Origin of the sequence: Paenisporosarcina sp. TG20 (assembly GCF_000286315.1) — a bacterium.
Taxonomy (GTDB): domain Bacteria; phylum Bacillota; class Bacilli; order Bacillales_A; family Planococcaceae; genus Paenisporosarcina.
This window is the reverse complement of record NZ_ALJG01000363.1, coordinates 25,896-39,051: the sequence shown is the minus strand read 5'-3', so window position 1 is coordinate 39,051 and position 13,156 is coordinate 25,896. Positions and strand designations below refer to the sequence as shown.

Here is a 13,156-nt window from a genome sequence, read left to right as displayed (position 1 = left end):
TCTATATGGAAAAACAAGTCAATCCTAGTGTACTAAAACGATTCCGCTACTCTACCGATGAAATAATTGATGCACCATTTAACTGGCCACAACTTATTCGATTATTTACGTATGTGAAACCTTATTCACGCACGCTACTACCAAAAGCAATAATCGCTGTAACCATTACTACACTCATTAGACTACTTATACCAATTTTAATTGGTGTATATGTCATCAATAAAGCTTTAGAAAATAAAGATGGGCAGCTACTATGGATTCTTGTTGGTTCTATTGCAGTATTATTTTTAATTAATACAGTAGCCAATCGTTTTCGAATACGATGGATGAATGAAATTGGGCAAAACGTGATTTTAGATTTACGGAAGCATTTATTTACACATGTTCAATGGTTATCTCATCGATTCTTTGATCGAAGGTCGGCAGGATCTATTCTTGTTCGAATCATGAACGATATAAACTCACTTCAAGAACTATTTACTAATGGAATAGTTAATTTATTGATGGATTTGTTACTTCTTATAGGTGTTCTTATTATTTTATTTACTTTAAGTCCACCGCTTGCATTGGCAGTATTTATTATTTTGCCAATTATGTTTTTCATATCAACGACACTACGTAAAAAAATCCGTCGTTCTTGGCAAGATGTACGATCGAAGCAATCCAAGATAAACTCACATTTGAATGAGAGTATTCAAGGTATGCGTATTACACAATCGTTTACACAAGAAAATGAAAATATGGCTTTCTTTAATGGAATTAATGAAGAAAGTTACGAATCATGGCGTGTGGCTACGAAAAAGAACTCAATGTTCCGACCATTCGTAGAAATGACGAATGCAGTTGGATCAGTGGTATTAATCGTCTACGGTGCTTACTTAATTAAAAATGGAAACCTGGATCTTGGAACTTTCGTTGCTTTTGCATTTTACTTAGGCATGTTTTGGGAGCCAATTTCACGCCTTGGTATGGTTTATAATCAATTATTAATGGGAATGGCATCATCAGAACGTATTTTTGAATTCTTAGATGAACAACCTTTAGTTAACGAAAAATCAAATGCTAAAAGAGTAAGTCATTTAAAAGGTCATATTGAATTTGAAGATGTAGAATTTGGTTATGAAAAAAATCGTTTAGCATTAAAAGGAATTTCTCTTGACATGAAAGCTGGTGAGACCGTTGCTCTTGTTGGACACACCGGTTCTGGTAAGACAACGATAGCCAGTTTAGTTTCACGTTTTTATGATCCGACTAGTGGTGTTGTTAAAATGGATGGAATGGATATTCGTGATTTGTCTTTGAGTGATTTACGTGGACAAATAAGTATTGTATTGCAAGAAACGTTTATTTTCTCAGGAACAATTATTGAAAATATTCGTTTTGGTAATCCAGATGCTACAGATGAGGAAGTAAAAACAGCGGCACAAGCTGTTGGAGCCAATCATTTTATTGAACGTTTACCTAATAGTTATGATACAGAAGTAGAAGAGAGAGGAAATATATTATCTGTTGGTGAACGCCAACTATTATCATTTGCACGCGCGATCCTTGCAAATCCACGAATTATTATTTTAGATGAAGCAACTGCATCAATTGATACTGAAACTGAACTTCAAATTCAAGTAGCTTTAAGAACTCTTCTGAAGAACCGTACAGCTATTATGATTGCTCATCGATTATCTACGATACGAGAAGCAAGTCAGATTATTGTATTAGAACAAGGAAGTGTCTTAGAATCTGGTAATCATGACACGTTAATGAAGCACAGAGGTCATTATCATCAACTAGTGATGTCTCAGTTTCAAGACGAATAAAAATGAATTTGAGCGTCTTCTAAAGTTGTGATACACTATGAACATTCGTTTGGTAACGGAGGTTGAAAGGTGAAGAAAGAATTCGTAGTTATAGGATTAGGTCGATTTGGTGGAAGTATCGTTCGTGAGCTTGTTGAACAAGGTGCAGATGTTATGGCTATAGATAAATTTGCTGAACGTGTTGATGAATTTGCTTCTATCGCAACTCAAGCAATTGTGGCAGATACAACGGATGAATCTGTTTTGAAATCACTTGGAATTCGAAACTTTGAACATGTAATTGTAGCGATTGGTGAAGATATTCAATCTAGTATTTTAACCACATTGATGTTAAAAGAAATTGGTGTTAAAAAGATTACTGTCAAAGCACAAAACGACTATCATGAAAAAGTGTTACGTAAAATAGGAGCCGATCAAGTAGTACATCCAGAACGTGATATGGGGATTCGAATTGCCAATAATATTATGTCTAACAATGTACTTGATTACTTAGAATTGTCTGACGAGCATTCAATTATGGAGATTAAGGCCAATGAAATATTAGCTGGTTCAACATTAATTGATCTTGATATTCGAGCGAAATATGGAATAAACATCGTAGGCATCAAACGTGGAGCTGATATACTAGTATCTCCACAAGCAGATGAAGAGATTCTTATGGATGACGTTCTTATCGTTATCGGTGCTGATGCAGATATTATACGGTTTGAAAAGAAAGCAATGCACTAAGAAAAACGTGGAAGATTATTTGCTTTGCATGTTGATAAAAGAATATAACAATTTTAATCCCATCATAAAAGCCTTCAGTCTGGGATTTAAAGCTAAGTGAAAAGATAGGTTGTACAATAAATGACGTTGGTGAAAGAAAATCCCCATCCCTTTAAAGGGAGATGAGGAGGATCTTCACTAACGTCATTTTTTATAAATATATTGGATAAGGTAGGTTTCCGTTCCAAGCGTCCATTTGGAACGAAAAACAACGGGATACATGGAAGACTATATGAAAAAGGACTATCCTAAAAAATCAGCTTTACTGACTTCTTGGATAGCCCGACAATAACTAAGTTATGGTTGGCTACTATTCTTCACCAACGTCATTTGACAAAGAACCAAAAGGATCAAAGTAAAAACAAGAAAATCAAAAAAGCTGTGTAGCTATCACATATGTGATAAACTACACAGCTTTTTAAATGTCTTATACTTCCATGATAACAGGTAAAATCATTGGACGACGTTTAGTTTTTTCATATAAATAAGGTCCTAATATGTCTATAATTTCATTTTTTAATTCAGACCAAGGAGTTGATTTAGAATGAATTGACTTTTGTAAATGACGGTTTAACATATGTTGCGCTTCATTTATCATCGCGCCTGATTCTCTCATATATACGAAACCACGAGATATGATGTCTGGGCCAGAAACAATCTTCTGACGCTCTTGATCTGTACTAACAACGACAATAACTAAGCCTTCTTCTGATAGAATTCTACGATCGCGCAATACAATATTACCAATATCACCTATACCACTTCCATCAATGTAGATATCACCTGATGGGATACGACCTGCTATTGCTGCTTCATTTTGACTAAGTGCTAAAACTTCACCATTTTCCATAATGAATGTATTATCTTTTTCAACATCACAAGAGACAGCTAATTCCGTATGTATTTTTAGCATACGATACTCACCATGAATAGGCATAAAGAATTTAGGTTTCATCAATCTCAACATCAATTTTTGTTCTTCTTGTGATCCATGACCTGAAGTATGAATGTTATTCAATGAACCATGAATGACATCTGCTCCAGCACGGAACAATAAGTTAATTGTACGGTTGATACTACCACGATTACCTGGGATTGCAGAGGATGAAAAAATGACTGTATCCGCAGGTTGTATTTGAATTTGACGATGTGTACCATTGGCTATACGAGAAAGGGCGGCCATGGGCTCACCTTGACTACCTGTACATAGAATCATAACTTCGCTTGCAGGGAGACGATTTAATGTATGCGTATCAACAAACGTCTCTTTAGGCGCATTTATATAGCCGAGTTCACGTCCAATTGTGATTGCATTGTCCATGCTTCTGCCAAAGACGGCAATTTTACGGCCGTGATGTACAGCAGCTTCTACAACTTGCTGAACACGGTAAATATTCGAAGAAAAAGTAGCGAAAATAATTCGACCATTTACTTTACGGAATATTTCCGATAAGCTTTCTCCAACTTTACGCTCAGACATCGTGAATTCTGCAACTTCAGCATTTGTACTATCTGATAATAAACATAAAACGCCATCGCGCCCAATTTCAGCCATTTTAGTAATGTTAGCTGGTTCTCCAACAGGGGTGAAATCAAACTTGAAATCTCCTGTATGAACAATATTTCCAGATGGGGTTTTAACAACTATTCCAAAAGCATCTGGAATACTGTGAGTTGTTCTATAAAAACTAACTGATGTTTTACGGAACTTAATAACTTCATCTTCCGTTATAACATGCATTTTTGTTGTACGAAGTAATCCATGCTCTTCTAGTTTGTTGCGTAATAAACCTAGTGCAAGTTTCCCACCGTAAATAGGAACATTTATTTGTTTTAGCAAATAGGGAATGCCACCGATGTGATCTTCATGGCCATGTGTGATAAATAAACCTTTAATTTTGTCAACATTTTTTACAAGGTACGTATAATCAGGTATGACATAGTCAATCCCAAGTAAATCATCTTCAGGGAATTTTATCCCAGCATCTATTAATATTATTTCATCTTGAAATTGAATACCGTAAGTATTTTTGCCGATTTCACCTAGTCCGCCGAGTGCGAAAATCGCTGTTTGGTCATTCTTAACAAATTTCATATGTTTATATCTTCTCCACTACGTAATTTTTGCTAGCTTGCTCGTAAAGTAAATGATTACCTTCAAGTAGCTGAACAAATTCAAGTTTAAGTTTGCGATCCTTTAGAGCGAATCGAACTTCACGTTCAGATGATGCTTCGATGTACAGGCTTTGTGTGTTTTCGCGAACTGACACTTCATGTACGTTTTCTTGGTAATATACTTTGTAAATCATGTTTTGATCTCCTTTTTCACGTTCAAAATAATTTCACTGTCTTTATATTATCACGAGCCTCTTTTAAAATAAAGAAAAGCCCTACTTAAATTAGTAGGGCAATAATTTTATGCTATCAATTTTTTTCCAAGGATTCCGCCTAGGCGCCTTAATAATTTCTTTTTTAGACGTTTTAACATGGCAATTCACTCCTTATGTTTATTATACAGAATATTCAGGTTTTTGTAAAGGCTACTTATTTTTAGTATAATTCTCACAGTAGGAGGGATTAATTAAATGAAAAAAGTTTTATTTTTTGATATCGATGGTACTCTCTTTAACTCGAAAAAATATATACCAATTAAAGCAAAAGAAGCGGTTTTTGAAGCAAGAAAAAAAGGGCATGAAATTTTTATTGCAACAGGACGAGCACCATTTATGATCCAAGATGTTTTAAAAGAACTAGAAATTAATTCTTATATTTGTTTTAATGGGCAATATATTGTCTATAACAATGAGGTAGTCTTTAATAAAGGTATTGATCTAAATCAACTTAAGACTGTATCAGATTTTGCCAATATACATAATCATCCTATGGTTTATATGAATGCCGAAAAAATGATTTCTTCTATTTCATATCACCCTCATATTGAAGAAAGCATTAGTAGCTTAAAGTTTTCTCACCCACAATATGAGAAGAATTTCTATTTAAATCAAAAAATTTATCAATCACTGGTATTTTGTACAGAGGAAGAGGAGCTTTCCTATCGTGAAACCTTTCCATTATTGAAATTTGTAAGATGGCATCGTGTATCTGTTGACATTTTGCCAAAAGGGGCTTCAAAAGCAAAGGCAATTGAGTTCTTATGTGAACATTTTAATATTGCTGTAGAAGATACCATTGCATTTGGGGATGGGTTAAACGACATTGAAATGTTAGAAACTGTTGGATTTGGTGTGTGTATGGGGAATGGCCATGAAGAGGCACTTAAACGAGCAAACTATATAACAGATCATGTGGATGATGATGGTCTAGTAAAGGCCATGAAATATTTAAATCTCATATAAAAAAGGTTCCCAACAAAGCATTAGGGAACCTTTAAAATGTTTTACAATATTTTTATTATCGATTAAATGGGATTGCATTTGGAATTTCTTCGAAGGGATTATCCTTATTAATATGATCAAAAAACATAATACCGTTTAAATGATCGAGTTCATGTTGAAAAGCAATAGAAGCTATCCCTTTTAAACGTAATTTAAACTCACTTCCGTCCGGGTAAAATCCTTTTACAGTTATGCGAGCGTACCTAGGAACATATCCCTCAATAACTCGATCAACAGATAAACAACCTTCACCTACTGTTATATAGGTTTTTTCAATTGAATGGCTAATGATTTTCGGGTTTATGGCTACAAAGCTTAATTTAGATTCATCATCTGGTAAGTGGAGAGCAAACATACGGCTTGATACATTGACTTGAGGTGCAGCAATGCCGACTCCCGGACGTAAATTATATTTTTCGAGCATTTCTGCATCCTGACTGTTCTTAACATATTCTAGTAAGTCCTGTGCTAATTTTGCATCTTCAATTGATAAAGGAAATTCTACTTCCTGTGTCTTTTGTCGCAAAGTTGGATGTCCTTCGCGAATAATATCTTTCATTTCAATCATATTAGACTTCCTTTCCAGCAATTATTCTCTACTTAGTATAGCGAAGCATTTCATTCGTGCAAACGAAAAAAGGAATTTTAATGTTGTTGAATTCTACCCTTTTAAAGGGTATAGTATAAAAAGGTTTGGAGGTTATTATATGAAAAAAATTATCCTTAGCACTTTTCTTACTACTTCGTTATTGCTGTCGGCATGTTCACTTGGGGATTCTACAGTAGAACAATTATCGGTGACCCTTTCAAATGTATTTGAAGAAGAAAAAGGCTACCGTGATGCTCAACAACAATTGAATGAATTAGAAAAGGCTGAACAGGAAATGTTTAACTCTGTGATGAGTTTGACACAAAAACAAAAAGAAGAAGTTGCTTTGAAAACTGATGAACTAAAAGAATCATTAGCTGAACGATTAGTTCTACTTAATCTAGAAAACGAATCGATTGAGAATGCACAGGCTTCTTTATCCTCGTTTGATGCAATAGTAGAAGAAACAAAACAAGAAGAAATTAAAACTTCGTTATTAGAGTTGCGTGCTTTAATGGAAGAACGTTATCAAGCACATAAAGTTGTTAGTGCTGAGTACCAAGAGTTAACTGATTTGCAATCTAAACTTTACGATATGCTGATCAACGAAGATACACAACAAGTTGAACTTCAAGAACAAGTAGCAAAAGTAAATGCACAAAATGATATTGTACAATCTGCAATAAATGATTTTAATGAAAAAACACAAAAAGTTAACGAAAAGAAGACTGCTGTGTATGAATCATTAGAGGATAAAAACTAGAACGATCTCTCGAACGATCTCTTTATGAGGTCGTTTTTTTTGTATATATAGTATAGTTAAAAGAGAATTATATTATAATACAGTCACTCATTTGTACTAGTACAGAATGAAATTGATTGAATACTTAATAATTCATATAATCTTATTTCACTAGAGTCTTCTACGATTGACCATCAATTTAAAGTTGAGTATACTAGGAGAGAATGAACATTGTACCACTCTAATTTAGTAAGTTTTTTAATACAGTCAGTAAAGGAGATTTGTTAATATGGTAGCTAAAAATGTCAAACAATTAGGACCAGTAGAAATTCTACAAGAGATTGAAGAAAAGTTTGAAATGTTTCAGATTTTAAACGAAGAAGGCAAAATCGTTAACAAGGATGCAGATCCAAAGTTATCTGATGAAGATTTAACTGAGTTAATGCGTCGTATGGTTTATACACGCATTCTTGACCAACGTTCGATTTCTTTAAACAGACAAGGACGTTTAGGTTTTTATGCTCCTACCGCAGGTCAAGAAGCTTCTCAATTGGCTTCTCAATTTGCACTTAAAAAAGAAGATTTCATCCTTCCCGGGTATAGAGATGTACCTCAGATAATTTGGCACGGATTACCATTATCACAAGCATTTTTATTTTCACGTGGACACTTCATGGGAAATCAGATTCCTGAAGGTGTAAACGTATTACCGCCACAAATAATTATTGGCGCTCAATTTGTCCAGGCAGCTGGTGTAGCTCTTGGAATGCAAAAACGCGGTAAGAAATCTGTTGCTGTTACTTACACAGGTGATGGTGGTTCTTCACAAGGTGATTTCTATGAAGGGATTAACTTTGCGGGCGCCTTCAAATCACCAGCAATTTTCATCGTCCAAAATAATCAATTTGCTATTTCAACACCACGTGAATTGCAAACAGCTGCGAAAACAATAGCTCAAAAAGGAATTGCTGCTGGTATTCCAAGTGTGCTAGTTGATGGGATGGATCCTTTAGCGGTATACGTCGCAACACGTGATGCTCGTGAACGTGCGGTAAACGGAGAAGGACCAACATTAATTGAAACACTTTGTTATCGATATGGACCTCATACTATGGCTGGAGATGATCCAACGCGCTATCGGACTTCTGAAACAGATTCTGAGTGGGAAAAGAAAGATCCTCTTGTGCGTTTCCGTGCATATTTAGAAACGAAGAAACTTTGGGATGAAGAAAAAGAAAATGCTGTAATTGAACAAGCTAAAGAAGAAATTAAAGCAGCTATTAAAACGGCTGATGGAGCTCCGAAACAAAAAGTAACTGATTTAATGGAGTTTATGTATGGAGACGAAATGCCATTTAATTTAAAAGAACAATATGAACTTTATAAAGAGAAGGAGTCGAAGTAACCGATGGCACAAATGACGATGATTCAAGCAATTACGGATGCGCTCCGTACTGAGCTTAAAAATGATGAAAACGTCCTCGTCTTCGGTGAAGACGTTGGAAATAACGGTGGGGTATTCCGTGCAACTGAAGGTCTACAAAAAGAATTTGGAGAAGACCGTGTTTTTGATACACCACTTGCTGAATCTGGAATTGGTGGATTAGCAGTAGGTCTTTCTTTACAAGGATTCCGACCCGTCCCTGAAATTCAATTCTTTGGTTTTGTATTTGAAGTCATGGATTCTATTAGTGGACAATTAGCACGTATGCGATTCCGTAGTGGTGGTGTATACAATGCACCAGTTACAATTCGATCACCTTTTGGTGGCGGTGTTCATACTCCTGAAATGCATGCAGACAGTCTAGAAGGATTGATGGCAGCTTCACCAGGTTTGAAAGTCGTAATTCCTTCTTCACCATACGATGCAAAAGGGTTATTAATATCTTCTATACGTGATAATGATCCTGTTATCTTTTTGGAGCATATGAAATTATATCGCTCATTCCGTGAAGAGGTTCCAGAAGAAGAATATACAATTCCTTTAGGTGAAGCAGCTGTAAAACGCGAAGGTACGGACTTATCAATTATAACGTATGGTGCGATGGTACAAGAAAGTTTAAAAGCTGCAGAAGAACTTGAAAAAGAAGGTTTCTCTGTAGAAGTTATTGATTTACGCACGATTCAACCATTAGATATTAAAACAATTATTGCTTCAGTTGAAAAAACTGGGCGTGTGGTAGTAGTTCAAGAAGCACAAAGACAAGCGGGAATTGCAGCGAATATTGTTGCGGAAATTAATGAACGGGCGATTTTAAGTTTAGAAGCACCTGTTTTACGTGTAACTGCACCAGATACTATTTTCCCTTTCTCACAAGCAGAGACAGTATGGTTACCAAATTCCAAAGATATTATTGCGACAGCTAAAAAAGTATTAACATTTTAATAAGCACTCAGAATAGAAAGGGTGAGTTTTATGGCATTTGAATTTCGATTACCAGATATTGGTGAAGGTATTCACGAAGGTGAAATTGTTAAATGGTTTGTAGCCGCAGGTGACACCATTGAAGAAGATGATATTTTATGTGAAATCCAAAACGACAAGGCAGTTGTTGAAATTCCATCACCAGTTACAGGAAAAGTAGAAGAAGTTCTTGTTAGTGAAGGTACAGTTGCAACAGTTGGTCAAGTATTAATTCGTATTGATGCGCCAGGATATGAAGATCTCCAGTTTAAAGGAGATAAAGAAGAGGAATCAAATGTACAAGAAGAAACAGAGTCGCAAGTTCAAGCTACAGCTGAAACAGGGAAAGAAGTAGAAAAAGAAGCGACTTCTGAAGCAAAAGACCTAGCCCCTGAAAAAGACTCAACAGAACAGACGAAAGTTGATCCAAAAAAAGAAACGACAACAAAGGATGAAAAAGATCCAAATGGTCGTGTAATTGCTATGCCTTCAGTTCGGAAATATGCCCGTGACAACGATGTAACGATTTCAAAAGTCAATGGTTCAGGTAAAAATGGACGCGTAATGAAAGAAGACATTGAAGCGTTTATGAATGGCGATCAATCTGAGGCCGTTTCTCAAGACGAAGTGACTCCAAATGACAACAAGGCAGAAGAAAAAGATGAAAATAAAGAAAAGTCTGTCAAGCCATCTCTTGAAGGGGAATTCCCTGAAACACGTGAGAAAATGTCTGGTGTAAGAAAAGCGATTGCGAAAGCAATGGTTCACTCTAAACATACAGCGCCTCATGTAACCTTAATGGATGAAGTTGATGTAACAGAACTAGTTGCACATCGCAAAAAGTTCAAAGACTTGGCCGCAGAGAAAAACGTGAAATTAACTTATTTACCGTACGTGGTAAAGGCATTAGTAAGCACACTACGCGAATTCCCGGAATTCAATCGTTCATTAGATGATGAAACTAGTGAAATTATTCAGAAGCATTATTTCAATATCGGAATTGCAGCTGACACTGAAAAAGGTCTTATGGTTCCAGTCATCAAACATGCAGACCGCAAATCTGTATTTGCAATTTCAGATGAAATTAATACACTTGGTGGAAAAGCACGTGATGGAAAACTATCGCTTGCCGAAATGAAAGGTGCTTCATGTTCGATTACTAATATTGGTTCAGCTGGTGGGCAATGGTTCACTCCAGTTATTAATCATCCAGAAGTTGCAATTCTAGGTATTGGTCGTATTGCAGAGAAGCCTGTTATCAAAAATGGTGAAATCGTAGCGGCTCCTGTGTTAGCATTATCTTTGAGCTTTGATCATCGAATGATTGACGGTGCGACTGCTCAGCACGCATTAAATAACATTAAACGTTTACTTAGCAACCCAGAACTATTATTAATGGAGGCGTAAAATTATGGTAGTAGGAGATTTTCCAATTGAAACAGATACTTTAGTTATTGGCTCAGGGCCTGGTGGATATGTTGCGGCGATTCGTGCAGCACAAACTGGTCAAAAAGTAACGATTGTTGAAAAAGAATATATAGGTGGCGTTTGTCTAAACGTTGGTTGTATACCATCTAAAGCATTAATTTCGGTAGCTCACCGTTATGATCATGCAAAACACTCAGATGATATGGGCATTACAACATCTGATGTGAAAATTGACTTTTCAAAAGCTCAAGCATTCAAAGACAGTGTCGTTAAGAAATTAACGGGTGGCGTTGAAGGATTGTTAAAAGGCAATAAAGTTGATATCGTTCGCGGTGAAGCCTATTTTGTAGATGAAAATACAGTTCGTATCATGGATGAAAATTCAGCACAGACGTATAAATTTAAGAATGTGATTATTGCAACTGGTTCTCGTCCAGTTGAAATTCCATCATTTAAGTTTACTGAACGTGTTTTGAGTTCAACAGGTGCATTGAATCTAACGGAAATTCCAAAGAAACTAGTCGTAATCGGCGGTGGATATATTGGAACAGAGCTTGGTTCAGCTTATGCAAATCTCGGTTCTGAAGTAACAATTGTTGAAGGCGCAGATGATATTTTAACAGGATTTGAAAAGCAAATGACAGCAATTGTTAAAAAGAGTTTGAAGAAAAAAGGCGTGGAGATAGTAACGAAAGCAGTTGCTAAAGGAGTTAAAGAAACAAAGTCTGGTGTTACTGTAACATTTGAAGTAGGCGGCGAAGAAAAAACAGTCGAAGCTGATTATGTATTAGTAACAGTTGGTCGTCGTCCGAACACAGACGAAATGGGCCTTGAAGAAATAGGTATTAAAATGGGTGAACGTGGCTTAATAGAAGTTGATAAACAACTACGTACAAATATTAAAAATATTTTTGCAATTGGTGATGTTGTTTCCGGGTTACAGCTTGCACATAAAGCTTCTTACGAAGGTAAAGTAGCTGCTGAAGTAATTGCTGGACAAACTTCAGTTGTGGATTACTTAGCAATACCTGCTGTTTGTTTCACAGATCCTGAACTTGCAACGGTTGGGTTGAATGAAGAAGAAGCTAAAAAAGAAGGCTTTGAAGTTAAAGCTGGTAAATTCCCGTTCGGAGCAAACGGACGCGCACTAGCGTTAAATACTCCTGATGGCTTCGTTAAGCTTGTTTCTCGTAAATCAGATGGTTTACTACTCGGCGCTCAAATCGTTGGTCAGGGAGCTTCTGATATGATTGCAGAACTTGGTCTGGCGATTGAAGCTGGTATGACGATAGAAGATATTGCTATGACTATACACGCTCACCCAACACTTGGTGAGATTGTAGCAGAAGCTGCGGAAGTAGTAATGGGTCATCCAATTCATATCATGTCAAAATAATTAAATTAGATTAGCCGTACAGCGATTATCGCTGTACGGCTTTTTGTTTCTAAATCTATTATTTCACACTCCAGAAAGTATACAAAATTGGTGTGCTATGAATTCAGTATTCCTGGCATTTTAAGGAGTAGGTTCTATTATGATACCGATAATTTTTGCTCCAGGCGGACGCTTTCCACGGGGCGGGCGGTAAGCCTATCTTTGCGACGAGTAACCGCAGGAGCACATGGAACGAAGGCTAAGAACGCCACGTCGTGTGGCAACGTCTTCGTGACCAACATCCTGTTGGCCCGAGGAGACTGAAGTCATGCCCGCGAAAAGCGTCCACCGTAGCCGAAATAAACGGTTTTCTAAGGTTACCCTTCTTAAAAGGTCCGGTCGCACTTGCCCGGTTTTCTTGTTTATCAGGTCATAGTGCATGTAGGTCTGCCCATAAAGTGACCTGAAACCGAAGTTGATATAGTTGGAACCACTTTCTACGAACACTCAAATCATTAGCATTGCTTAAAAGGAATGTGAGCACTCCCCAAATTTTCTTATTTGTTTATTTTCCCATTTTTTCTTAATTATTTTTAATTAGGGTATGGTTTGATTTGTCGAATTTATGCTAGAATAGTAGT

The 13,156-nt window shown here is 36.3% G+C and carries 11 protein-coding genes; 8 read left to right on the top strand and 3 right to left on the bottom strand.

Annotation, left to right across the window (positions count from 1 at the left end; genetic code table 11):
- Positions 1-5 precede the first annotated feature (5 nt).
- On the top strand, positions 6-1,814 hold the full coding sequence (locus B371_RS0119995) for an ABC transporter ATP-binding protein (RefSeq protein WP_019416105.1): 1,809 nt from the start codon (positions 6-8) through the stop codon (positions 1,812-1,814).
- Positions 1,815-1,883: 69 nt separating this feature from the next.
- A complete protein-coding gene (locus B371_RS0119990) occupies positions 1,884-2,543 on the top strand; it encodes a TrkA family potassium uptake protein (RefSeq protein WP_019416104.1) in 660 nt (219 codons plus the stop codon).
- 466 nt (positions 2,544-3,009) lie between these two features.
- Here B371_RS0119990 and rnjA read toward each other — a convergent pair whose 3' ends face one another.
- Together rnjA and B371_RS0119980 are read right to left on the bottom strand one after the other, a co-directional pair.
- The gene (rnjA, locus tag B371_RS0119985) at positions 3,010-4,677 is read right to left on the bottom strand and encodes a ribonuclease J1 (RefSeq protein WP_019416103.1); all 1,668 of its coding nucleotides are present in this window, start codon (positions 4,675-4,677) and stop codon (positions 3,010-3,012) included.
- A 4-nt stretch (positions 4,678-4,681) separates the two neighbouring features.
- On the bottom strand, positions 4,682-4,891 hold the full coding sequence (locus B371_RS0119980) for a DNA-dependent RNA polymerase subunit epsilon (protein WP_019416102.1): 210 nt from the start codon (positions 4,889-4,891) through the stop codon (positions 4,682-4,684).
- A 276-nt stretch (positions 4,892-5,167) separates the two neighbouring features.
- On the opposite strand from B371_RS0119980, the gene B371_RS0119975 reads away from it, so the two are divergent.
- Complete coding sequence (locus B371_RS0119975; protein WP_019416101.1) at positions 5,168-5,938, top strand: Cof-type HAD-IIB family hydrolase; 771 nt, start codon at positions 5,168-5,170, stop codon at positions 5,936-5,938.
- 55 nt (positions 5,939-5,993) lie between these two features.
- Here B371_RS0119975 and def read toward each other — a convergent pair whose 3' ends face one another.
- Positions 5,994-6,545 carry a peptide deformylase gene (def, locus tag B371_RS0119970; RefSeq protein WP_019416100.1) on the bottom strand — a complete coding sequence of 184 codons (552 nt, stop codon included), beginning with the start codon at positions 6,543-6,545 and terminating at the stop codon, positions 5,994-5,996.
- 139 nt (positions 6,546-6,684) lie between these two features.
- Between def and B371_RS0119965 the strand changes: the two genes are divergently transcribed.
- From B371_RS0119965 to lpdA, 5 genes are all read left to right on the top strand, one after another.
- Positions 6,685-7,329, top strand: coding sequence for a YkyA family protein (locus B371_RS0119965; protein WP_019416099.1), 645 nt, complete (start codon positions 6,685-6,687; stop codon positions 7,327-7,329).
- Between the two features lie 268 nt (positions 7,330-7,597).
- The gene (pdhA, locus tag B371_RS0119960) at positions 7,598-8,713 is read left to right on the top strand and encodes a pyruvate dehydrogenase (acetyl-transferring) E1 component subunit alpha (RefSeq protein WP_019416098.1); all 1,116 of its coding nucleotides are present in this window, start codon (positions 7,598-7,600) and stop codon (positions 8,711-8,713) included.
- 3 nt (positions 8,714-8,716) lie between these two features.
- On the top strand, positions 8,717-9,694 hold the full coding sequence (locus B371_RS0119955) for an alpha-ketoacid dehydrogenase subunit beta (protein ID WP_019416097.1): 978 nt from the start codon (positions 8,717-8,719) through the stop codon (positions 9,692-9,694).
- 30 nt (positions 9,695-9,724) lie between these two features.
- The gene (locus B371_RS0119950) at positions 9,725-11,119 is read left to right on the top strand and encodes a dihydrolipoamide acetyltransferase family protein (RefSeq protein WP_019416096.1); all 1,395 of its coding nucleotides are present in this window, start codon (positions 9,725-9,727) and stop codon (positions 11,117-11,119) included.
- Between the two features lie 4 nt (positions 11,120-11,123).
- Positions 11,124-12,536, top strand: coding sequence for a dihydrolipoyl dehydrogenase (lpdA, locus tag B371_RS0119945; RefSeq protein ID WP_019416095.1), 1,413 nt, complete (start codon positions 11,124-11,126; stop codon positions 12,534-12,536).
- Positions 12,537-13,156: the final 620 nt, after the last annotated feature.

Bases quoted from the DNA above. Each gene is read 5' to 3' on its own strand.
- B371_RS0119995 (WP_019416105.1), top strand. From the start codon at position 6: ATGGAAAAACAAGTCAATCCTAGTGTACTAAAACGATTCCGCTACTCT.
- rnjA (WP_019416103.1), bottom strand. From the start codon at position 4,677: ATGAAATTTGTTAAGAATGACCAAACAGCGATTTTCGCACTCGGCGGA.
- B371_RS0119980 (WP_019416102.1), bottom strand. From the start codon at position 4,891: ATGATTTACAAAGTATATTACCAAGAAAACGTACATGAAGTGTCAGTT.
- B371_RS0119975 (WP_019416101.1), top strand. From the start codon at position 5,168: ATGAAAAAAGTTTTATTTTTTGATATCGATGGTACTCTCTTTAACTCG.
- def (WP_019416100.1), bottom strand. From the start codon at position 6,545: ATGATTGAAATGAAAGATATTATTCGCGAAGGACATCCAACTTTGCGA.
- B371_RS0119965 (WP_019416099.1), top strand. From the start codon at position 6,685: ATGAAAAAAATTATCCTTAGCACTTTTCTTACTACTTCGTTATTGCTG.
- pdhA (WP_019416098.1), top strand. From the start codon at position 7,598: ATGGTAGCTAAAAATGTCAAACAATTAGGACCAGTAGAAATTCTACAA.
- B371_RS0119955 (WP_019416097.1), top strand. From the start codon at position 8,717: ATGGCACAAATGACGATGATTCAAGCAATTACGGATGCGCTCCGTACT.
- B371_RS0119950 (WP_019416096.1), top strand. From the start codon at position 9,725: ATGGCATTTGAATTTCGATTACCAGATATTGGTGAAGGTATTCACGAA.
- lpdA (WP_019416095.1), top strand. From the start codon at position 11,124: ATGGTAGTAGGAGATTTTCCAATTGAAACAGATACTTTAGTTATTGGC.